Origin of the sequence: Ktedonospora formicarum (assembly GCF_016587355.1) — a bacterium.
In the GTDB taxonomy this organism is placed as follows: domain Bacteria; phylum Chloroflexota; class Ktedonobacteria; order Ktedonobacterales; family Ktedonobacteraceae; genus Ktedonobacter; species Ktedonobacter formicarum.
In genome coordinates, this window is sequence record NZ_BNJF01000004.1 from 75,823 (window position 1) to 98,438 (window position 22,616).

The window sequence follows — 22,616 nt, forward strand, 5'->3', positions numbered from 1 at the left end:
ACACAAGGACGCGGGCTTCCTGACAATCAGGAAGATAGCAGTGCTTGAGAGAGGAGCGGTTTCCTGCTTTTTTCACCAGCATTGTGGTTGAGCATGTATTAGTAGTGGTTAGGCATACGTGCTTTTGGCCTCCTTGAGGAGATATCTGTCTCTTGAGCATAAAGTACGCTTGCTCTTTTGTCAAGTTTTTCTTACGAGAACGATAAAAATTGTGGCAATGTCCTTGAAACTGCGCCACATGTCCCTGAATGTATGGTATGCTAGCCGCAAACATTCCTGCGTTGTTCAAGATGGCGTTGCACTATTGTCTCTGTTGAGCGAAGCGATGATGTGATGGCTACGTCTATCCCTTGAACGTCGATACGCCGTGGATCTCAAGATGAGAAGAAGCGCTCTTTCTTCGCTCTAGATTGGATGAGAACGATGATTTCGCAAAGTATTACCCAAAAAAGGATGTTTCTTTTCCCTCTGTCTCCTTGTAGACAAGCGAGTAGTTGGAACTGGGTGATGTATTACTGACGAACCAAGAGCGTAGGCTCTGACAGAGGGCACAGGAGGTAACAGCCCCTGATGCTCCCTGATAGTGGATTGGTTTCAAAGTAATATCTTCATCTCGGTACAACTTCTGTTTCTTGGCTGATCCTCGCCCTTTGGGGCGACTGGATCTTTTTGTGTTGCCTCCAACGTCCATATGGTCGTGCCCCTCCATTCCTTTTTCTTTCCATTTGGCGAATTTGTACATTTCCCATGCAAAAAGAAAAAGGAAAAAAGGATGTCTTCATTTTCAGATGTTCAAGCGAATGATCGCAAAGCCAAGCAAGAGAGAGGCGTATCTGCTAAACGCCAGCTCCCTCTTGCAACACTGCTCGTAGAGCAAGGGTTCTTTGGACACATTGAAGAGGCACGCCGATGGACCATGGCTGGAAAGGTTGTGGTGAACAACCAGCGTTTGGACAAACCAGGGATGCTTGTTCCTCGTGATGCCCATGTTCACGTGCGTGGAAGATCTCGTTACGCAAGTCGAGCTGGATACAAATTGGAAGCCGCCTTGGATGCATTTGGAGTTGATGCTGTCGGGCAGGTCGCTCTTGACTGTGGCGCTTCTACGGGAGGCTTTACTGATTGCCTTTTACAACGAGGAGCCACATTGGTCTATGCTGTTGATGTCGGCTATGGTCAGCTCCTTGGTCGTCTCCGCATTGATTCTCGTGTGCGAAATTTCGAGCGAACCAATCTCAGTGATCTGACAGTGGATAGGCTACTTCCTCCACCGACGCTGATCACACTGGATCTTTCGTACCTTTCTCTCACCAAAGCATTGCCTGTTGCAACCGCATTGCTTGCACCCAAAGGGCAGATTTTGGTTCTCGTGAAGCCACTCTTCGAGGTTGAGAGTGCCGATGCGAGGAGAACTGGACACATTGACGATGTGACATTGCTGCTTGAAGCGCTGCAACAGGTCGTGGAAGCAGGAAGGACGTGCGGTCTGAGTCTCCAGGGGATAGTGAAGCTGGCACTTACACCTCGCCATGGTGTGCACGAATTCTTTGCTTCCTTTGCTCGCTGTCCCGGTGTGGTTGATTGGCAGTTTGAGGCGCAAACACTGCTTGAGATTATTCAGGGAACAGGTGTTGGCGTAACTCAAGAAGAATAATTGGATTTTCATTGCCATGACTCATCCCGAATTTTGAGGGATGAAGAAAAAAGGACGAGGGTCAGAGGCATGCCAGAGAGCGCTGATGGCCCAGCGAAGTCGATAAAGCGGTACTGCCACCTGGCGGTACCGCTTGCCTGTACGGTGACACCAGTGGCGCAGAAGCCATTGGCGCAAGTCGAGGAGGAAAGGATGCATCAAGGAGAGGAGAAAAACATAGGCTAAAGTGACCATTAAGAGCAATTTGCGTCGATTCTCCCCCTTCCAAACACGAGGACTTTCCATACCCAATTCGCATTTGTTGTACCGAAAAGTCTGTTCAATGGTACAATCACAAATGACAGTGCGACACGAGGTTGCACGAATTGAGTGAGGCGAAAGCCTTCAGGCAGTGTCCAGGCCTGTCCTCACCTCTCTCTGCGTCACTGGTAACGGTGGGGTGGAAAGCGAGGGGGAATGCCGAAGGGAGCCTCAAACCACAAGAGGCAACCGGGCTAGAGGAAAACCGGACGGGAGAACGCAAGTGAATCTCTGATGAGGCTGCGTTATGTGAGGTCATCGAAAGTGGTTGAAACGATGATGATGGGAATATTGGGAAGCCGTGCTGTCAATCGGCTTTGAGGACACCCACTCCCCGCAGTATAGGAGACACCCACCCCGGTTGCATCTCAATCGCGCAGAACGTGAAAACCCCAATAAGGTCTCAAAAGACCAGCAATCTCTTGAGTAAGCTGACCGTAAGGGAAGCCGAATGCCTTAGTGGGAACAGGAAGGATCAAGAAGCGAAGGCTGCTCGCCGAAAGACAACAGAAATCCATAACTGGGCAGATAGGGCCGACAACGGAGATACCCACGCTGAAAGGCGGCTGACGTGATCCTGGTACACCACCCAAAGAACGATGTGAAGGAACTCATCAAGGAAAAAGTTAGATGCAAGCACACACACGCTTAGCAAACGGAACCGAGACGCAGACCGAATGGAACGCCATTGACTGGCGCAAAGCCAATCGGACTGTTCGTAACCTGAGACAGCGTATCTTTCGGGCAACACAAGAGGGGAACTTGAAAAAGGTCCACTCGCTCCAAAAACTCATGTTGAAAAGCTACTCCAATCGACTCGTGAGCGTCCGACGAGTCACGCAGATGAACGCTGGGAGAAAAACGCCTGGAATGGATAAACTGGTCATCAAAACACCAGAAGCCCGTGGAAAAATGGTCGATCTGCTCGCTCATTACACCATATGGAAAGCCAAACCAGTGCGACGGATGGTATTGTCAACTTAAGCAAAATTGTAGAGCTTAAGCAAAAGAAACAGATCCCAAAGTGGGGATGATGGCCTTTTTCTGACCGTGTTTTCTGGAAAATCTTGGCGAATGTGGCATCAATGTGGTGAAAGCTCATCAACAAAAAATTTTTAAGTTGACAATGCCCTTTTATCAAGCCGGAGAATGCAACCGGTGCAGGACTGGCTTCCCATGTCAATCCCACAAACATACGTGATCGACATTTCCTCAGGAGAGAATGTCGCTGCCACCATTTTCATCACACACCTGCTTTCTGGTGCTCTCTCCATTTCTCGTCTTCGTTATCTTCTTCGACGCAACATGCGCGATTGTTGGCAGCGAGAAACCCAACCAATCAGAGCGAGCGTCAGCTCATGCTGGATCGGCAATCTCACCAGGCATTTCTCTTCTCAGAAACAGCCTGGCTGTTGCGACAAGCCTCATAGACCCTTGACCCTGATGAGTGGGGAGCCGTCTACGTAAGGAGGTCACAGTGTCACACAGGCCTCAAGCGCTAACCCTGGCTCTCCCGCTACCTCCGTCATTGTACTCCTTGAGTGAGTTGCTATCTTGGATCCTTCTGCCAATTATTATATGAGCTCTACCCCAAAATGTATCGCCAGCAAGGCGCTCCAGCAGAGATTTTCAACGAGTGCTGGAGCCAGATCCATAAGGCTCGCTATGCCCTACCGGCTCCCGAAACTATCAATTTCTACGTCCAGCCCGGCGACGGACACGACGACTTTCTCATCTCACTGGCCCTCTGCGGCCAAGCCCTCACCGGCATGATCCAACCGGCCGCCGCGCAGTTCATCCGCTCACGGCGGGATTATGAAGAAGAGAGCAGGCATTGATCTCTCTGTACTACATGTGTTTGTTCATGCCTATATATATTAGAGTGACAACCGGCGAGGATATTGATGAGGTCTATCGCCGTTATTCGTATAAATATGCGCGTTCACAAAGATAAAGGTAGAACTCCCTTAACTAGTTGATGAGTAAAAATTGTCCAGACTTGACCGTAAATACCGTAAATACTTCGAGTAGGATTTGGCTCATCCACTAGTTATGGTGGCTCTACCGGACGTACTATAGAGAATGCGTACTACCCATGATTTATCTGGGGAGAGCAAACATGAAACCCTATCATTCAATTTTTCGCGAAGAGGCTATAGAGGAATATATACAAAAACGAGAAAGGGATATTCTTCCTCGTTTTCTTTCCCCCTCCCTTATTCTCCTCTTATATGTACTGCTCTGCCTCCTTCTTATTACCGGCTTTCTAATATCATACAGAGAGATCCCCATATTTGCTGCTGGATCAGGAATTATTCTTCCTGGGGAATCAGCCAATGTTTTCAAAGACAACACAGCGGTTATCATGGTATTTCTCCCGGCACAGTATGCTGCTCAGATTCGCGTCGATGCATATGCACAATTGGAGGTAATGCCAACAGGACAACAGTTTACTGGTACGATAAAGCACATTGAAGCAGGCTCTATCGGCCTGGATGAGGCGCGCAAACGCTATCGGCTGAATGACAGAGCAGCGCAAAGCATAGCGCAATCTTCTGTTGCGGCAACAATTCTTCCGGCAGCGGTACATCCGGCTCATTTGTCCGCCGGTGATCCGGTGAGCGCGCAGGTGCAAATTGGTTCGCAGCGGTTACTATCGCTCTTTTCAGGCCGGTAAGATGAATTCAATAAAGGGGACTCTGAATATGTTGCGACGCAGGGTACCAGAGATTATACAGGTGAGCGATGTGGAGTGTGGCGCGGCCTGTCTGGCCATGATTCTTGCATATTATGGCCGCAAGACAAGCGTATCAGAGATACGCGAAAACTCTGGTGTGTGTCGGGACGGCCTTTCAGCGTGGAGTATCGTTCAAGCCGCTCGTGGTTATGGGCTGAAGGTGAGAGCCATATCATCACCAGGTATCGATTTTCGTTTTGTGAGCTTACCTGCCATTGTCCACTGGCAATTTAACCATTTCCTGGTCGTTGAGCGCTGGTCTCCATCCTTCGTTGATGTGGTTGATCCTGCTACCGGAAGAAAACGTCTGACGGCACAGGAATTCAATAAAGGTTTCACGGGCATAATCATTATGCTTGAGCCAGGTGTGCAGTTTGATCCTCATACAACTGCGCCGGTGATATCCTTACGAAAATATCTTGTACAATACGTCAAGCGGTCCCCTCTGGTGTTTCTGCAAATCATTGGGGCGTCTTTCCTTCTGCAGGCCTTTGGACTGGTTATTCCATTGCTCACGAAAGTGATTGTAGACCGGATTGTGCCCTATCGAATGGTCAATATCATCTCTCTTTTAGGTATTGGTCTGCTTGTTGTCCTGCTCTCTCAACTAGTAACGACACTCATCCGTTCATCGCTCCTGGTCTATTTACAGGCGCGTATTGATGCGTCTATCATGTCAAGTTTTTTTGAACATCTGCTCACGCTCCCCCTGCGCTTCTTCCAGCAGCGTTCGAGTGGAGACATTTTAACGCGTGTGGCGAGTAATAACGTCATTCGCGATCTTATTAGCAATCAATTGATTTCGACAATTATAGATGGAGGGATCGTCATTACCTATTTGTTCATTCTATTCTCGCAATCCTTCCTATTCAGCATCATGGCGATCTCGATTGGTCTGCTCCAGATTTGCCTGTTGTTGGGAACATATGGGCCTATTCGCCGGCTCACCAGCCGCGAATTAGAGACCATAGGAATATCTCAAGGATACGTGGCGGAGATGTTAGCAGGTATGACCACGCTCAAGGCCGCTGGAGCGGAACAAAAAGCATTTCAGCGCTGGTACAATCTGTTTTTTAATCAGCTCAATACATCTGTGCGCCTGCACTACCTCACAAGCTTCATTACCTTGTCTGTGGGTATTCTCAATACACTTGCGCCTCTCGCATTATTATGGGTAGGAGCAATTGAAGTACTGAACGGTAGCATGCAGGTAGGGACAATGCTTGCATTAAGTGCGCTAACCACAGCATTCCTGACTCCATTTGCATCTTTAGTGAGCAGTGGACAATTATTGCAAACAGTCCGCTCCCATCTCGAACGGCTCTCTGATGTAATAGAAGCCCACCCGGAGCAGGATGTAAAAAAGGTAAAGCATCCGCCTCGCCTAACGGGACAAATTACGCTCAAGCATGTGAGTTTTCGATATAACTCCACTGATGCCGCTGTTCTTCAAAATATAAACCTGCAAATTGAGCCGGGACAAAAGATCGCTATCGTTGGGCGAACGGGATCGGGGAAAAGCACGCTGGGCAAGCTGTTATTGGGGCTCTGCCTACCAACGGAAGGAGAGATTCTCTATGATGGTATCTCACTACGCAGCCTCAATTATCAAGCAGTACGGATGCAATTTGGTGCTGTGATGCAAGACGCACACATTTTTAGTGGGACGATCTGGCAAAATATTACGTTCAACCATCCCGATATTGGTCTGGAGCAGGTCATCAAGGCGGCACAAATGGCCGCTCTGCATGATGATATTATGCAGATGCCGATGGGCTATGAGACAGCAGTTGCTGAAGGTGGCGGAGCACTCTCCGGTGGGCAACGCCAGCGACTCGCTATCGCGTGTGCTCTGGCTCACGAGCCAGTTGTCCTCTTGCTTGATGAAGCGACCAGCTCGCTGGATGTCGTTACAGAACGTATCATTGCGCAAAACCTCAGAGATTTGCAGTGTGCACAAATCATCATCGCGCACCGCCTCAGTACTATCCGTAACGCCGATTGTATTGTCGTTCTTGATGAAGGGCGGATTGTGGAGTGCGGCTCACACGAAGAATTGCTCAGGAAAAAGGGGCATTACGAGAGATTGATGCAAAGCCAGCTCGCCAGCAGTGAGTTGAAGGTAATTGATGCGCATCAATTTGAGTGATACATACTTCTCAGGGAAAACCTGTATATTAGGCTTTAAGTCACTAAATATCTATATGCAGGTAATTTGCTTAAGATTGACAAAATAAAATTGTAATGATATACATATGCAATCATAGTGCAAGTATAGAAACGAATGTTTGATGAATTTGATAGATTTATAGTATATTTATAGTAAAAAAGGATTGGAGGGAAGAAAACATGAAAAAACAATGCGGCCGAAAAAATCAAGCGTTATGGCAGACTCCGGCATGGTATACTGCATTATCCCTCACTGAGCGTTGTGTTCGGGGGCAGGGGCGTCCGCAAGATACACTTACTGAAGAACATCTCGATAAAGCCACGCAGCGCTTGAACGCCTGGAAAGCGCAATCTCCTTTCGACCATGGCACGTTTTTCGCGGATCGCCTGACCAGCGACTCTCTGACTGAAGAGGATCTTCTCGCTTTCCTCGCGGAATCTGCCGCCGAGATAAAGGCTCGTACTCCATCTGTTCCCGATTGGCTGAACGCGCTCATAGAAGCATTTTCAGAAGCAGATGATGGCGATCAGATACTGCCCGTTTCCCAGGAAATTCTGAAAAATCATCCTCTGGGACCATATATGCAAACGATCAACCCGCTCTTACTCTCTGGCTTCACTTCCCTGCAAAAAGGCATACAAAAGTTACAACAACGTTATGCGTTTCTGCCATTTGATGAAAAACAAGTTAGTGAAAGATTTTTAAAAAATATTATCCCTCAACTCCTTTTCCAAATAGGAAAAACAATGGTTCTGGAAATGCACGTTGCGCGTGTTCAGGGGCATTTGCAGGGAGAGACGCCTGAAGAGCGGTTTATGGATTTTATACGGCAACTTTGCCAGGAAGAGAAGATAGTAACTCTGTTCGCGGAATATCCTGTCCTGGCACGTCTGCTCATAACTACCATTAACCGCTGGACGCATTACGCCATCGAAATACTCGATCATCTTTGCGCCGATTGGTCGGATATCTGTCGCGTATTTACACCGGGAGGCGATCCGGGGCTGCTGGTTGATATGCAGGGGGGAGTCGGCGATTTACATCGCGGAGGACGCAGCGTCCATATCTTGAGATTTAGCTCAGGATTGCAACTGCTCTACAAGCCAAAACCTTTAGCGATAGATAAACACTTTCAAGAACTGCTGGCATGGTTGAACGAACACGGCGCGCAGCCACCTTTCCGCGTTCTGAAATTGCTCGCTCGCGGCGATTATGGATGGTCTGAATTTGTCGAGGCGGTTGCCTGCACATCCCAGGCTGAGATTGTTCGTTTTTACGAGCGCCAGGGAGAGTATCTCGCTTTACTCTACACACTTAATGCGACTGACCTGCATATTGAGAATGTGATTGCTTCTGGTGAACATCCTATGCCCGTTGATCTTGAGACTCTTCTTCTTCCACGCCTTGCTGAAAGTGATGCGACTCCACGCATCGATTTCGCTGCTCGCTTGATGAATCAATCTGTCCTGGAAGTGGGCCTGTTGCCACAATGGACGTGGGCAAGCGAGAATTCCCCCGGTGTGGATCTTAGCGGGTTAGGGGGACAGGCAGGACAGATCATGCCCCATCCCTTGCCAGCCTGGGATGAAATAAGGACTGAGCAGATGCATCTCACTCTGCGACAGGCAGAAATGTGGACAGGCCAGAATCGACCACAGCTGAACGGTCAGGATGTCAATGTTCTGGATTATCGCAGTGACATTATTACAGGTTTTACACGTATGTATCGGCTGTTGATGAATGTGCGTGAGGCCTTCCTTACCGAACAATTGCCACGCTTTGCTCACGATGAGATACGTATACTCCTGCGTTCGACACACTTTTATACCTTGCTCCTGGCTGCCAGTTTCCACCCTGATCTTTTGCGCGATGGACTTGAGCGAGACCGCTTCTTCGATCGCTTATGGCAAGGAGTAGAGCAGTGGTCCGACCTCTCTAAAGTTATCCCTGCGGAACGGCGCGAACTGCTCGAAGGAGATATTCCCCTGTTTACAACGTTTCCTGACAGTCACACGCTTTTTTCATCTGATAGGGAGCCCCTGTTTGATCTGTTCGATACAACCGGCCTGGATCAGATGCGGAAGCGGATCGAACACCTGAATGAGCAGGATCTTGCCCAACAGGTCTGGATCATTGCGACTTCACTTGCTGTCCCCCAGATGGGCTTTGAAGGACTCGTTGAGAAATCCCTGTCGCTGCATCCAATACACCAGCCTGCCACCCGCGAGCGTATGATTGCTCTGGCGAAGACCATAGGAGCACGCCTGGAAGACCTGGCTTTGCAGGAGGACGAAATGGTTTCCTGGTTAGGTGTGAACCTTTTCCGCGAAAAGGCATGGGGTCTTTTCCCCGCGGGGACAGATTTGTACGATGGAATCGGCGGTATCACCCTTTTTCTGGCCTACCTTGGTGCTGTTACCAGCGAAGCCCGCTTTACATCCCTGGCGAAACGTGCGCTTACCACCGTTCGTGCACAGGTCGCGGCGCTCTGTGAACAGATCGATGGTCAGAAGGATGATTCTTTTAATATGGGTGTTGGAGTCTTTGAGGGATGGTCTTCTTCTCTCTATCTGCTCACTCACCTGAGCGTTCTCTGGAATGAGCCTGCACTCATTCGTGAAGCAGAGAAACTGCTCGAATATCTGCCAGCGCTCATTGCTAAAGATGAGCACCCGGACATTCTCACTGGTTCGGCGGGCTGTATCCTGAGTTTGTTGAGTCTCTATGCAGTCCACTCGTCTCCCCGCGTGCTGGAAATAGCTCTCCAATGTGGCGATCATTTACGTGCCATCGCGCAGGCCATGCCCGTAGGAACGGGCTGGGTGATCGATAAAGAGGAGCAGCCGCTGGGTGGCTTTTCGCATGGCAGCACCGGCATTGCCATGAGTCTGCTCAAACTGGCAGGTGTGAGCGGGGAAGAGCGTTTCCGGCAAACAGCATTGAGTGCGCTGGCGTATGATCGCAGCCTGTTTCTTCCTGCTCAACAAAACTGGGCTGATGTGCGTAAGCCAACTTCAAAGACAAGGCAATCCGACACCATGGCGACGGGACCACTCCAGAAATGTATGGTCGCCTGGTGTCATGGTGCGTCTGGCATCGGACTGGGACGTTTGGGGGCATTGGAGTACATGGACGATGAGCAAGTTCGAGAAGAAATAGACATTGCTTTGAATACGACGATGACGCAGGGGCTGGATAGCAATCATTCGCTCTGTCATGGATCTCTGGGAAATGCAGAACTCCTTCTGACCGCAGCACGCCTGCTCAATCGGCAGGAAGATCATGAGCGGTTAGAGCAAGCTATAGCCACGATTCTGGGTAGCATTGACGCGGAAGCTTGGGTGACAGGCGTTCCGCTTGGCGTAGAGGTACCAGGTTTAATGACCGGCCTGGCTGGCATGGGATATGAACTACTCAGATTGGCGGAACCTGAGAAAGTACCCTCGGTGCTGTTAGTGGCTCCTCCTGTTGTGCAAGACAAAGAGTGAAGGATGCATAGGCGGGAAGAGAAGATTTCCGACTTTGTGTTGCGTTGATGGTGTGTTTTAATCGTTTGCTGAACAATACACAGCTTCGATAGGTTAAGAAAGGATACGCGGTAAAATGGGAAAGTTCCTCTTCATTGGTAGTACCATGATGCTGCAACTGTCTCTGCTCGCTGGCTTCCTCTTCGCTGGTCCGGCGCAGGTCTCGGCGATGATCGCGCCGCATGCGCCTGCTGCACCGGCAGGCGAGCGGTATTGCCCCCTTTTCCTGAGCGACCTGGCCAACCGCCTGAATGTTTCGGTGGAGACATTTGAGCAGTATAAACTGGCTGCAGTAAAAGATATCCTGCTTCTCCAGTTGAAAGAGGGTGTATTGACCCAGGCCCAGGTTGATACGTTTACCGCGAACGCAACAATAGCTGCCGTGCAGGCGCGATGTGAGTGGTAAGCGTGATAGAGCAGGAGCAGAAAGGAGATTTCACATGAACATTGACATCATTCGTGCGTGGAAGGATCGTAGTTATCGTGAGAGTTTAAGCGCCGCAGAGCAAGCTCTGCTGCCGGAGAACCCAGTTGGCCAGTTTGAACTGAGCGATGAGGAACTAAAGGAGGTCAGTGGAGCCCAGGCGCAAACTGGAGTGAGGAGTCTGGAGTATGTCGCTTGTTGGCACAACCCGTATATCAGGTCAGCATCAGCTTATTATTGTAACGTAGTATCAGTACCAGCTAATTATTGTAACACAAGGGGGCCTGGGGCAGGACCCTGCTGAGATTCTGGAGGTTTCGTACTATTCCGCAGCGGGCGAGAAGCCTTTCGGTCTCTTGCCCACTTCAGAACGTTCCCTGATAAACCCTTGAGCGAAAAGCGTGGTGAATCCAGTTGTATGACATCGGGGAAGGGCGATAATCGGCTCTTCCCCTTTGCCTTTTCCTCCTAATCTATCATGGACGTTTCTCTGCCTCAGTGTACTAAGAGCTTATCCGAAAACCATGTGATAGAATACCAGGCAAAAACGAATCAAGGAGAGGCAGATGGCAAGGACGCGCGGTATTGTCAACTTGGTCACATACCTGAACAATGTGTTAGAATAGAGTCATGAAAACAATCCTGACCTCTCAGGACTACAAAGGCTATCGCTTCCCATCGGAGATTATCAGCCACGCAGTATGGCTCTATTTCCGCTTCTCGCTCAGTTTTCGCGATGTTGAGGAACTGCTGGCACAACGCGGAATCGTCGTGAGCTTTGAAACAGTGCGTCAGTGGTGCCTCAAATTCGGTCAGACCTACGGCAATGAACTGCGGCGTCGCCGCCCTCGCTGTGGTGACAAATGGCATATGGACGAGGTATACCTCACCATTGGTGGGAAGAGACAGTACCTGTGGCGAGCCGTCGATCAGCATGGCAATGTGTTGGATATCCTCGTGCAGAGTCGGCGCAACAAAAAAGCGGCCAAACGCTTCTTTCGCAAGCTGCTCAAAGGACTCCAATACGTTCCGCGAGTCATCATCACCGACAAACTGGCGAGCTATGCTGCCGCCAAGAAAGACATCATGCCAGGCGTCGAGCATCGCCAGCACAAGGGCTTGAATAACCAAGCGGAGAACTCGCACCAGCCAACACGGCAACGTGAACGTACGATGCGCCGTTTCAAATCCCCTGGTCACGCGCAACGCTTTCTCTCTGCTTTTGGTTTGATCTCTGATCATTTTCGTCCCAAACGACATCGTTTCCAGGCCGGGGAGTATCGTACCATCATGCAGGAACGATTCCAGATATGGAATGAGGTAATTGGAAGGGAAACAGTCGCATAAGGCCGAATCTGCCTCCTTGATACTCAGCTTCTTTTCTCTCTCTTGTCTCTTCCTTAAAAAGCTCTTCTCTTATTTCATCAAGTTGACAATATCTCACGCTCCTCCTGCCGCACTCTTGATTCACACCCCGTATACCCCTCTTCACAAAGCATCTGGTACATCTTCGCCGCTGTATACCGCTGCTTCATCGGCAACTCCTCATTCTCCACCAACAACGCTTCCACTCGCTCCCGATACGGCTCATATACCCCCCTTCGAGCCCCCTCGCTTCTCGCCTTCTTTTCCCTCTACTCTTTGCTTCTCCCGCCTTCGACTCTTCCCCCCCTCTTTCGCAATCTGCCGCTGACTCTTCCGCTCCACATACTATGCCCACCGTATCTCTTCACACTCTTCTCCTCCCAGTGACACCTTCCACTCCTTTCATCTATTGATACCTATCTCTCCTCTAAAGTTACCCAATCTCCTTTTCCTTGACAACCCTTTCTTATCGCTTTCCATACTTCCATATGCCTCTATGCATCTATTCACTTCCCCCTTGTGGCTCCCCTCTTTCTCAGTTCTCCTCACACTCACAGTCCCATGTTCCTCCTTCACTTCTTTTCCCCTCTCACCTACAACCGCATGTCCTTACGAGCACGGCTGCGGCCCCTTTCTTTCTCACTCGCCTTGGCTTCTCCTCCTCTTGCCTCCCTCTCTTTCTCATTCGGAACCATTTCGCCCCCTTTTCATTTCTCTACAACAGCTTTTTCTTTCTCTTGCTTTGAACCAGAATATCAAGCATGTTGCCATATTAATCGACCATCAAAGTGAGCTTCGCTTCACTTTGATGGTCAAAAACACCTCATCAAGATGCCACTTGTCTCCAGTGTGGCTACATCGATGTTTGAGCTCGTTGGCGGAGGTCTGGCCACATGTGAGGCACAGATGCCTGGTGGCCCAGAACTTGTGGTGATATCTGTCAGAATAGGAGCAACTGCTAACCTTTATAGCGCACACGCTTCTCATAGCGCCGCTGCAAGGTAAGATTACGCTCAATCCCCCCTTCAATATTATCTGAAACAAATGCTGGAACTTCTTTATCTCGCGTTTGCAATATGTTGACTATTTCGCTATTCAATAGCTGAGCTACTAGAACACCTATCAACGACGAAGCTGAACTGATCTGCTCCGATGATGGCAACGCCAACAGCGTATCACCACAACTTGTACAATTATCAATCACAATGTCAGCAAGTTCATAGAGCTTCTGACCACTCGGATGGCGTGAAGGAGTCTCTCTTGTATGCTTCAGCGAGGTGAGGACAATGAGCTGGTTCGCCCTCTGTTTTATCTGAAGAGCATATTCCACTATGGCGGCATTTACCCCCGACTGTGAGGCTATCAAAAAAACATCGTGCGATTCAATCCGATGCATGCTCAGTAACGCCGCTCCAGCCATCAGGTCACGCTCACATTCCAAACTACGAACTCGACTTAATGGCCAATCACCATAAAGTGCAAGATCTTCAAAATCTATGCGATTCATCGGCGCGAGACCACCGGCACGATGAACCAGTTCGGCTGCAAAGGCACGTGAGTGCCCTGATCCAAAGGTATGAATGACATCTCCAGAATCAATGCAATCGGCACAGGCTTGCGCCGCTTGCTCAATGGCTTCGGTCTGGGTAGCAAGAAGCTCTTCCTGCATATGGAGAAGCTGCAGCCAGCACGCTTGGAGAGAAACAGGCGAATCGAGATGGTCGTTCATTTGACACTTCTTTCTCATGCTCAGCAGGGAGTTGCCTGCCCACTATGAAGAGCACAAAACAAGACTTCTCGCACAGAGAGCCAAACATGTCCACTCTTTCTCCCCTGAACGGAGCTCTCTTGATACACACTGTGCCCTTGCCCTGCCCGCCACTCTTTCTTCAAGCAATCTGTCGAGACAAAAATAGGGTGCTCAAACACCGCCAAACACCATTTGCGGCCTACCTCTACAGAGGATTGCTCTCGTCAAGCAGTCATCTCCCATTTTTGCAACATAATCCTTTTACGACGCAGCAATCGGCTCCTGCATACCATCCAGCATATAAGCCCTGGACATCTGTTGGGTACTATAAGCAAACCCGATATTGCCACGGCGATCGACCGTAATCAGCCCCCCAGTTCCGCTAGCCCTGGCACCCAACACTTTAATCGCAGCCTCAGCTGCCTCCTGGGCATTCATACCATCAGCGACAAAATCACTGGCACGCTTGGCGATGAGCAGGCGTATGAAATCCTCACCATCGCCTGTGCAGGAAGCAGCGGCAATTTCGTCAGCGTAGTAGCCGCAGCCTACCAGCGGTGAATCGCCAACACGTCCGGGATATTTATTGAAGATGCCACCAGTTGAGGTTGCAGCAGCTAAATGTCCCTGGCTATCGATGGCTACCGCGCCGACCGTGCCATGCTTCTCCCCTTCCAGGAGCTTACCCTCATTAAGCGCCTTATGAGCCTCCTTCCAACGTTGGTGCTGGAACTCGGTAAGCAGGTCCTCGAGCTCGCACAGTGAGATGCCCCTTTCCTGAGCAAATTGTCGTGCTCCTTTACCAACCAGTAAGACATGTGGACTTTCCAATACTTGGCGAGCCAGCGAAATAGGATTTTTGATCAACTCAACACCAGCAATCGATCCAACCTGCAAGGTGTGGCCTTCCATCATGCCAGCATCCATTTCGATCTTGCCGTCCAGAGAGAGATAGGAACCAGTACCTGCATCATAGAGTGGGTTATCTTCCAGAGATCTCACAGCAGCTTCAACGGCTGCAAGCGCGGTCCCGCCACTCTGTAGCACCTTCCAGCCAATGGCTGAGGCTTCTTTGCAGCCTTTACGTGCACCCTCTATTATCTCGGGAGCAATAGTTCCCGCTCCTCCATGAACAATAATAGCGATAGGCATATGTAATGTATATACTCCTGGAATTTGATATGGTTGAGCCCATTGTATCATGCAACCTGGCTGTATTGCTAAACGGGGCGCTCCACCTGCAGAAAGCCCTCATATATTAATTTTTCATATCAGGCTTTAGCCAAAGCTTCAGACTCAATTTGTAGCAGTCCTGAGTATGAATTGTGCAGGTCTCTCATATATGCAACCAACAACACAAGCAATTGGCTGCATATTCACTATCTTATTAATTCTTGTTTAGACTAACGACGACCTTCCAGAACCCTGAAAAGAGAATGCAACTGTTACCGAAAAAATAGGAAAAAGGGATCAATCATGTGCAAGGCGCCACGCTTTCGGGCTGCTTGACAGATGAGAACATTTGCTCTACAACAATGAAACCAACAGGCAGGAGAAAGAGCAGAACCGCATGATTCGCGCCCATAAGATCAGACTACATCCCACCTCAGAACAGGCCAACGCCCTTGCACGCGCCGCAGGGGTGGCTCGCTTCGTGTGGAATTGGGCGCTCGCCGAGTGGAATCGGCAATACGAAGCCCAGGAGCAACCAACGGCCCTCAAGCTCAAGAAGCAATTCAACGCGATCCGACGAGCATCCTTCCCCTGGACCTGGGATGTGACCAAGAACGCCTCTGACCAGCCCTTTCTTGATGTGGGCAAAGCCTTTACGGCGTTCTTCGAGGGGAAGGCTCACCGCCCGAAGTTCAAGAGCAAGAAACGCAGCAAGCCGAGCTTCTATCTCGCCAACGACCAATGCAAGATCAGGGATCACCGTCTCTGGGTGCCCAAGCTCGGCTGGGTCAATATGGCCGAGAATCTGCGCTTTCAGGGAAGAGTCCTCGGGGCACGCATCACCAGAACCGCCGAGTGGTGGTTTGTTTCCATCCAGGTCGAACTTCCGGACACGAACCCGATGGAGAAAGCGGCAGCGGTGGGCATCGATGTTGGACTTAACCGCCTGGCAACCTTGAGTACGGGAGAGCAGGTCGAGAGCCAAGCCTTTCTCACAACCGCGCTCAAGAAGCTGCGCCAAGCCAACAAACGCCTCCATCGTCGGAAGGTGGGGTCGAAGAATCGGGACAAAGCGCGCAGAAAAGTGGCACGCCTGCACTACCAGATCGTGTGCTTGCGCCAGGATGTCCTTCAGAAACTCACGACCAGGCTGACGGAGAGTTATGGAATCATCGGGGTGGAGAACCTGCACCTCAAGGGATTGCTCAAAAACCGACGCCTGGCTCGCGCGTTCTCCGACGCTTCGCTAGGCACGCTCGTGCGTCTGCTGGAAGCCAAGGCCACCCAACGAGGTGGACAGGTGATCAAGGTCGACCGTTTCTTTCCTTCCAGTAAGACCTGCCACGGCTGTGGATGGACCTGGGATGAGATGAGCCTCAAGGATCGCATCTTTGTGTGTCAGAATCCCTCCTGCTCGTATGTTCATGTTCCCCAGGATCGCGATCACAATGCTGGACACAATGTCTTGCAAGAAGCCCTTCGCTTGATCGGGCTCGTTGATCAAGCCGTCTCCGGTACTGGCTCGGACGAAGACGCAAACTTGGCTGTGGACGCGGGGTAAGACCAAAAAGACCAGCTGGTCTTGAGGCACCTACGGAGGAAGCAGCAACAACAAAAGATGGAGGAAGGCGATGCTTGCAGACGTTTTCCCACATTAATTGGAGCAGTTCCGTGCAAGGACTCAGAACCCATGCAAAAGCGAACATCGGTGTCATTTTGGGATCAAAGGAGGCACTTTTGGCGTTTTGCGAACGACCAAAAAGCGCTTTGCCTTGCCAATCTTGACGCCTTTGGCTCGCCCCGGCGATTTTCCTCGGGGTTGTGGGGCGCACGCAGAAGTGCCCAATTGTGGTAACAATTTGTTCATCGCGCGACGCACCTGTTGGGGGGTTGGGGTCCGGTGAGTGCTCTCCCAAGGGCGCAGCGCGGGTTCCACCAAGTCGCGCGCCAGAACCAGGTGATTGAGCACAATGGCCACAACGTGACTCCACCGCTCAAATTGCTCAGGAGTGCGCAGCCGGGGCTTAGCCCACAGCAACGCTTGTTTCTGGAAACGATATCCATGCTCCTGGCTAAAACGGCGGACATAGCCCACAGCAATCTCCACCAGATCGGCTTGCTGGTCTCCGATCCAGACAAACCAACTCACGCGAGGATCACGTTCACTGTTGGCCGCGTGAGGGCGCGCCACGCGGATCACGCTTACCTCCAGCCAGCGAGCTTCTTTGAGGTGCAGGTGTTGCCACCAGGTGATCTCAATCGTCCTTCCCTGAGAATCCTGGACTTCTTGCTGTCCCGATGGGTTGCCATACGTGGTGGGATCGTTGGGCTGCAACTTGTCCCCATCCTTGCGCGGAGCTCCTCGTTTGCCCGTGGGGGCGGGAGCGGCGCGATAAAAGCACCGGTTCAGCTTCAAGCGAATCAGGCAGCCTTTCAGGGGCAGATCATTCAATTGGCACCACAACCAGGTAGCGTCGTAGGCACGGTCCAGTACTCCAATGATAGGCTCCGGAAACGCTTGGCACAAGCGTGCCCACTGCTCCAAGGCGACCTGCGAAGCCGTGGTGCCGGTGCTCACGCGTTGTTGATCCAGCACATAGGTCCAACTCCCAGGTGTGTGACCAGGGTCGAAAATTGCCATCCATAGGTCACTGGCTTGTCACATTCCGGCAAGTTATGCACATGTTGGGCACTGCGGTCCGCGCTCGTTGCAGCTTTGGGACGAGCGATCCCGGTGGTATCTACTCCTGTCCACAGCCACTGCCCGTTTTCCGGCCTGGGCAGATACGCAGCCAACACCCGCTTCAACCGCGCTTCGTCGATGCGACCATCCTCAAAGGCTTCATACAAACTCGGCCACCGACGCTCAAAATACGGTGACAGCGACAGCTCTGGGAACGAACGGGCTTGATCTTCGGTGAGCAACGCGTCGATTGTATTGAACAAGGCGTCTCCCGCGCGCTCAAAGCTGTGATACACGGCGTGGCGAAACTCTTTCAATGTGTGAAGGTTCATCTGGAGTCTGCTCCCATTGACCACGGAATGCGCAACGGGACAAACTCAAGCAATGAGCTACCCCCGTGATTGGGAAGTCGAGAACGTCGCTGTGCGTATCCCATGGGAGCCGTGGCCATCAGCCAATCAGAGGCGACCAAGAACAGTCTCGCCCATCTGCGAGACAAACTCTTTCAACTTGACTTCGCTGAACCGTTTGAGCGGAAGGAGAATCAGCCGATCAACGCCCAGGTCAGCATACCGTTTGGCGTCTTCCAGCGTGATCCCTCCGGGAGGAGGTGTGATGCTGATCTCCAGTTTCCCGAGCTCCTCCGGGCGCTCGTACTGTTTGCGAACCTCCTTGATCTCGCCGAGAGCATGCGCTGTCCCGGCGAGATCAAGGGACCAGCCATACCAGCCAGTTCCGAGCTTGACCGCCCGGCGATAGGCGGAAACGCTCTGACCACCAACGACGACTGGGAGAGCGCGCTGCGGCTGTGGATGGGCCTGGACGTGCTCGAAGGAAACAAAACGGCTATGGTAGGCTGGTTGAGGCTGCGTCCAGATGGCCTGCATCGCTGCTAGATAGTCATCAGTGCGTGCGCCACGATCCGTAAAAGAGACACCCAGAGCACGAAACTCCGGCTCCAGATACCCAGCACCGATGCCAAAGATCAAGCGCCCACCAGAGAGGGTATCCAGACTGGCCAGTGCTTTTGCCAGGACAAGCGGGTTATGCTGGGGCAGGATAAGAATCCCTGTTCCCAGGCGGACCTGGCGGGTGTGGGCTGCCAGATAGGTCAGCGCGATGACTGGATCGAGAAAGCGGTCAGAGGGCGCTGCTGGCGAGGGAGGGACCTGCGGATCAGGGAGCACGACATGTTCGCCAGCCCATAACGACTCGAACCCAGCAGCTTCAGCAAGCTGAGCTATCCCTACGGCGACCTCTGGAGAACTGCACACAAAACTATTCATCGAAAAGAGGCCAAATTTCACTGCTGTCACTCTCTTTCTGTCCCTGAGAACATGCAAGACATTGGCGCTTTTTCTTCACCAACGGAGAAGCTGCATCAGAATGCAGCCTCTCCACCACATGCAGGGAAGGCTCCCGCCACCCTCATCCATGTTCACAAGACGATACGACCGTTCTTCTATGCAGGCAGGCTAGCAATGGCTTCGATTTCCAGCAAGAATTCTTCTCTGAACAAGCTTCGGACCTCAACAGTAGTGCTGGCTGGGGGCGCCTGCGTATTCACATAGAGATCGCGCACTTCTCGGAGAAGAGGCAAATGCGTTCGATCAACCACATACATATTTAACTTCACGACGTGGCGAAAATCTGCTCCAACGGCTGCGAGCGCTGCTTTGAGATTTTCAAAAACCTGCTGGGCCTGAGCACGGAAATCGCCTCGGCCAACAAGGTTTCTTGATGCATCAAGGGCAACCTGACCGGCAGTATAGATCATCTGTCCCCCTGTAACCTTCACCACCTGTGCATATCCTGGGGTAGGTGCTAATGTATCGGGGATAAGAAACTGAAGATGATTCGGGTGTGTCATGATAAATTTTCCTTTCTGGTGGTACCACGCTTTCCTGTTCCTGTGCCATGAGTATGCCAGAGAGGGAAGGGTTGAACAAGAACCGAATTTAGGATAGGATAAGCACTACTACCTTGAGGAGAGTACAGGATGAACGATGCTGAGCGGAGATCTGAACTCGCGCACTTTCTGCGAACCCGGCGTGAGCGCCTCTCACCTGTTCAGGTTGATCTGCCCAGGCTGGGAAGAAGGCGTCGTACGCCAGGGCTTAGGCGCGAGGAACTGGCGCAGATTGCTGATGTCAGCCTTTCCTGGTATATCAAACTGGAGCAGGGACAGGATATTCAGGTTTCGGTTCAGGTATTGGAAAGTCTCTCCCGTGCGCTTCAGTTTACTGCCGACGAACAACTCCATCTCTTTGCGCTTGCGCGTCAGGAACTTCCATTGCCGAGTTCTTCCACTCCGCAACAGGAATGCTCTTACCTGAAGCCGATACTCGATTCATTTCTGCCCAATCCAGCCTTTGTGACGAATGAACGCTGGGATGTCATTGCGCGAAATCAGGCGACCGTTCAGGTGTTTACCCCTTCAATGAGACTGGCCCCTGCCGACCGCAACCTGCTCTGGCTGATCTTTACTCATCCCGCACAACGCAAGCTCTTTGTGCACTGGGAAGCCATAGCGCAGCGCATGCTCGCCCTTTTTCGTATGAGCGAAGGATTGTATCGTGAAGATGTCTGGTTCCTTGAACAGAGAGATTTGTTAATGCAAGCGAGTTCCGAGTTTCGCGCATGGTGGTCTCTCCACGACGTCAATCAGGCGCATATGAGACGCAAAGAACTCAATCACCCGGTTGTCGGTTCGCTGGTGTTGCAGTCCACCACCTTGCAGGTGGCCGATGCACCACACCTGAAACTATTTCTCTATACGCCGCTTCCAGAGGAAGACACTGCCAGCAAGCTCATCCAGCTTGTCGCTTCTCCCTAAAACTGGCGCACCTTTTAGGATCAAAACAGAACAGCTCAGCTATGAGGGCTGAAGAGGCTCCTGAGAAGAAAGACATGCTTCCTCCTTTTTGCATGGTTTGTTTCAGTGAAACAGTACTCTATCGGGCAACCTTCTGCAAGGGAGAATAGCCTGAGCTTATTTTAGTCTAAACAAGAATATTAAGAAGGCTCTTTATATGGCTTTTCTCTTGACTTACATATTAGCATCACCTAATACTAATTTTCTGGTAAAGGTAAAACAGCCAACCATCAAAGGGGTATAATTCGTTTTTATTTCTTGAGACAGGTGTAGGCAAATAGTGACATCTCTTCCTCTTGCCAAAGCTGTGTTATTCTGGTCTATTTGTTCTACTTACGACACAGAGGGAGGAAGCGCAACCGGATGATCCGTGGGTATCGGGGAGAACTTGACCTTAATAACGCGCAAAAGACGCTCTGCCGCAAACATGCCGGAGCCGCTCGCTGGGCGTATAATTATGGTCTTCGCCGCAAACAAGAGGCCTACAAAGCCGGGCAGAAAACACCCACCGCCATCGATCTGCATCGCGAGATCAATGCTCTCAAGCCCTCTGAGCCTTGGATGCGCGAGGTCAGCAAGTGCGCCTTCCAAGAGGCTTTGCGTGACCTGGATGCCGCCTTCAAGCACTTTTTTCGCAAGTGCCGGCTCAAGAAAGAGGGCGCATGGAAAGGCACGTGTGGCTATCCCCGCGCGCAAAAGCCGGAAGAAAGCCATTGGAGGATGCCGCTTCACAGGCACCATTCGGGTCTTTCATGATGCTATCCAGATACCTCGCCTGGGAGTCCTTCGGCTTAAAGAGCATGGCTATTTGCCCACCACTGTCAAGATCACCAGCGCGACCATCAGCGAAAAAGCTGGCAGATGGTCTGTGTCGATCTGTGTGCACCATGCGTCCCATGCAGATGATTTGCCACCTCTGGGAGAGGAAGAAGAAGGCCCACGACCAGCCACAGGCGAGGCCATTGGCGTTGACCTGGGGATACACATGCTGGCAACGCTTTCTGATGGACGGACCTTCAAGAATCCCAAGGCATTGCGTAAGAAGATCACCGCCCTCAAGCGAGCCTCGCGACGCCACAGCCGCAAGCCCAAAGGGAGTGTCAATCGCAAGAAAGCGCGCATGCGACTTGCTCGGATGCACGCCCGTATCGCCCATGTTCGCCAGAACGCCTTGCACCAAGCGACCGCTCAGATCGTGGCGAGAACCCGCGCCCGATCAAGAGCGGCCGCGTGTGATCGTCCTAGAAGATCTACACATTGCAGGTATGCTCAAGAACCGCAGGTTAGCCCGAGCGATCGCCGATGTGGGGATGTATGAGTTCAAGCGGCAGATCCTCTACAAAGCCGAGCAAGCAGGGGTGAAGGTGGTCCTGGCTTCCCGTTGGGAACCTTCCTCAAAAACCTGCTCGTGTTGTGGCTGGGTTAATGAGGAGCTGAGGCTTTCTGATCGGATCTTTGCCTGCATGGATTGCGGAAGTACACTGGATCGAGACTATAACGCCGCCAGGAATTTGGTGGCGTTGGCCTAAAAGGTGTGGAGTACCGCAAGTTCTGCGGGAAGTGACGCCTGTGGAGCAGGTGGAAGACGAGCGAAAAGCTTGCTGTCTGCACTGAAGCAGGAACCGAACACGAAATATGGCTCGTCCATGTTTGGGTCAGTTTCGGAGAACGGTATATAAACAAACAACCCCACGGAGTAGAAGGTTTTGTTATGCAAGCACTTTATATTGTTTCGAGAGAGAGTGCCATGCCTGAAATACTATCTTTTTTAGCGCAGCGCATCGAACGTTGGATGGGTGTTCCTGCGATTATTTCATCCATTGAGAGCCTTACAAGAATGCGAGCGAGAAAGCCCTGCTCATTGATGGCAGGGATGAATCGCCGTTCCTTGCATGGCTGAGGGCAGGGGCGGATTCTCGCACCAGCGGATGTTTGGGCACTTGACGAGAGGTCGCCAT

Annotated in this window: 21 protein-coding genes and 1 pseudogene; 14 read left to right on the forward strand and 8 right to left on the reverse strand. The window is 51.3% G+C overall.

The features are described 5' to 3' along the window. The first annotated feature begins 772 nt into the window (after positions 1-772). Positions 773-1,654, forward strand: a complete 882-nt coding sequence (locus K3T82_RS31875) for a TlyA family RNA methyltransferase (protein WP_220197579.1) — start codon at positions 773-775, stop codon at positions 1,652-1,654. Positions 1,655-1,675: 21 nt separating this feature from the next. Here K3T82_RS31875 and K3T82_RS31880 read toward each other — a convergent pair whose 3' ends face one another. Further along, a complete protein-coding gene (locus K3T82_RS31880; RefSeq protein ID WP_220197580.1) occupies positions 1,676-1,939 on the reverse strand; it encodes a hypothetical protein in 264 nt (87 codons plus the stop codon). Positions 1,940-2,584: 645 nt separating this feature from the next. Here K3T82_RS31880 and K3T82_RS31885 point away from each other — a divergent pair. The 8 genes from K3T82_RS31885 (at position 2,585) to K3T82_RS31920 (ending at position 12,159) form a co-directional block, all read left to right on the forward strand. Then, positions 2,585-2,938: a reverse transcriptase N-terminal domain-containing protein gene (locus K3T82_RS31885; RefSeq protein WP_220197581.1), complete on the forward strand. Its 354-nt coding sequence runs from the start codon at positions 2,585-2,587 to the stop codon at positions 2,936-2,938. A 611-nt stretch (positions 2,939-3,549) separates the two neighbouring features. Then, complete coding sequence (locus K3T82_RS31890; RefSeq protein ID WP_220197582.1) at positions 3,550-3,792, forward strand: hypothetical protein; 243 nt, start codon at positions 3,550-3,552, stop codon at positions 3,790-3,792. 281 nt (positions 3,793-4,073) lie between these two features. Beyond that, positions 4,074-4,631: a hypothetical protein gene (locus tag K3T82_RS31895; RefSeq protein WP_220197583.1), complete on the forward strand. Its 558-nt coding sequence runs from the start codon at positions 4,074-4,076 to the stop codon at positions 4,629-4,631. Positions 4,632-4,659: 28 nt separating this feature from the next. Further along, complete coding sequence (locus tag K3T82_RS31900) at positions 4,660-6,840, forward strand: peptidase domain-containing ABC transporter (RefSeq protein WP_220197584.1); 2,181 nt, start codon at positions 4,660-4,662, stop codon at positions 6,838-6,840. A gap of 200 nt (positions 6,841-7,040) precedes the next feature. Next, positions 7,041-10,349 carry a type 2 lanthipeptide synthetase LanM family protein gene (locus K3T82_RS31905; protein ID WP_220197585.1) on the forward strand — a complete coding sequence of 1,103 codons (3,309 nt, stop codon included), beginning with the start codon at positions 7,041-7,043 and terminating at the stop codon, positions 10,347-10,349. A 115-nt stretch (positions 10,350-10,464) separates the two neighbouring features. Continuing rightward, positions 10,465-10,794 (forward strand): hypothetical protein, encoded by a 330-nt coding sequence (locus K3T82_RS31910; protein ID WP_220197586.1) that lies wholly within the window; start codon positions 10,465-10,467, stop codon positions 10,792-10,794. A 34-nt stretch (positions 10,795-10,828) separates the two neighbouring features. Next, positions 10,829-11,116, forward strand: coding sequence for a mersacidin/lichenicidin family type 2 lantibiotic (locus K3T82_RS31915; RefSeq protein WP_220197587.1), 288 nt, complete (start codon positions 10,829-10,831; stop codon positions 11,114-11,116). 326 nt (positions 11,117-11,442) lie between these two features. Then, positions 11,443-12,159, forward strand: a complete 717-nt coding sequence (locus tag K3T82_RS31920; protein WP_220197588.1) for an IS6 family transposase — start codon at positions 11,443-11,445, stop codon at positions 12,157-12,159. A 793-nt stretch (positions 12,160-12,952) separates the two neighbouring features. Here the strand turns inward: K3T82_RS31920 and K3T82_RS48190 are convergent. From K3T82_RS48190 to K3T82_RS31930, 3 genes and pseudogenes are all read right to left on the reverse strand, one after another. Beyond that, positions 12,953-13,089, reverse strand: a pseudogene (locus K3T82_RS48190) (IS6 family transposase); the annotation flags it as partial. Positions 13,090-13,135: 46 nt separating this feature from the next. Continuing rightward, positions 13,136-13,906 carry a sugar isomerase domain-containing protein gene (locus K3T82_RS31925; RefSeq protein WP_220197589.1) on the reverse strand — a complete coding sequence of 257 codons (771 nt, stop codon included), beginning with the start codon at positions 13,904-13,906 and terminating at the stop codon, positions 13,136-13,138. Between the two features lie 282 nt (positions 13,907-14,188). Continuing rightward, on the reverse strand, positions 14,189-15,079 hold the full coding sequence (locus K3T82_RS31930) for an isoaspartyl peptidase/L-asparaginase family protein (protein ID WP_220197590.1): 891 nt from the start codon (positions 15,077-15,079) through the stop codon (positions 14,189-14,191). A 418-nt stretch (positions 15,080-15,497) separates the two neighbouring features. Here K3T82_RS31930 and K3T82_RS31935 point away from each other — a divergent pair, with 418 nt between their 5' ends. Next, positions 15,498-16,661, forward strand: a complete 1,164-nt coding sequence (locus tag K3T82_RS31935; RefSeq protein ID WP_220197591.1) for an RNA-guided endonuclease InsQ/TnpB family protein — start codon at positions 15,498-15,500, stop codon at positions 16,659-16,661. A gap of 150 nt (positions 16,662-16,811) precedes the next feature. Here K3T82_RS31935 and K3T82_RS31940 read toward each other — a convergent pair whose 3' ends face one another. The 4 genes from K3T82_RS31940 to K3T82_RS31950 form a co-directional block, all read right to left on the reverse strand. Next, positions 16,812-17,696, reverse strand: coding sequence for a transposase (locus K3T82_RS31940; protein ID WP_236031688.1), 885 nt, complete (start codon positions 17,694-17,696; stop codon positions 16,812-16,814). Next, a complete protein-coding gene (locus tag K3T82_RS48195) occupies positions 17,675-18,115 on the reverse strand; it encodes a transposase (protein WP_236031690.1) in 441 nt (146 codons plus the stop codon). Before K3T82_RS48195 ends, K3T82_RS31940 begins: the two co-directional genes overlap by 22 nt. 126 nt (positions 18,116-18,241) lie before the next feature. Next, positions 18,242-19,090: an LLM class F420-dependent oxidoreductase gene (locus tag K3T82_RS31945; protein ID WP_220197592.1), complete on the reverse strand. Its 849-nt coding sequence runs from the start codon at positions 19,088-19,090 to the stop codon at positions 18,242-18,244. 155 nt (positions 19,091-19,245) lie between these two features. Next, positions 19,246-19,653, reverse strand: a complete 408-nt coding sequence (locus K3T82_RS31950) for a RidA family protein (protein ID WP_236031691.1) — start codon at positions 19,651-19,653, stop codon at positions 19,246-19,248. Positions 19,654-19,782: 129 nt separating this feature from the next. On the opposite strand from K3T82_RS31950, the gene K3T82_RS31955 reads away from it, so the two are divergent. The 4 genes from K3T82_RS31955 (at position 19,783) to K3T82_RS50260 (ending at position 22,187) form a co-directional block, all read left to right on the forward strand. After that, the gene (locus K3T82_RS31955; RefSeq protein WP_220197593.1) at positions 19,783-20,619 is read left to right on the forward strand and encodes a helix-turn-helix transcriptional regulator; all 837 of its coding nucleotides are present in this window, start codon (positions 19,783-19,785) and stop codon (positions 20,617-20,619) included. A gap of 402 nt (positions 20,620-21,021) precedes the next feature. Further along, complete coding sequence (locus K3T82_RS31960) at positions 21,022-21,414, forward strand: helix-turn-helix domain-containing protein (protein ID WP_220197594.1); 393 nt, start codon at positions 21,022-21,024, stop codon at positions 21,412-21,414. Next, positions 21,335-21,976, forward strand: coding sequence for an RNA-guided endonuclease InsQ/TnpB family protein (locus tag K3T82_RS31965; RefSeq protein WP_220197595.1), 642 nt, complete (start codon positions 21,335-21,337; stop codon positions 21,974-21,976). The genes K3T82_RS31960 and K3T82_RS31965 overlap by 80 nt, the downstream gene beginning before the upstream one ends. After that, positions 21,924-22,187 (forward strand): RNA-guided endonuclease InsQ/TnpB family protein, encoded by a 264-nt coding sequence (locus tag K3T82_RS50260; protein ID WP_420799363.1) that lies wholly within the window; start codon positions 21,924-21,926, stop codon positions 22,185-22,187. The genes K3T82_RS31965 and K3T82_RS50260 overlap by 53 nt, the downstream gene beginning before the upstream one ends. Positions 22,188-22,616 lie beyond the last annotated feature (429 nt).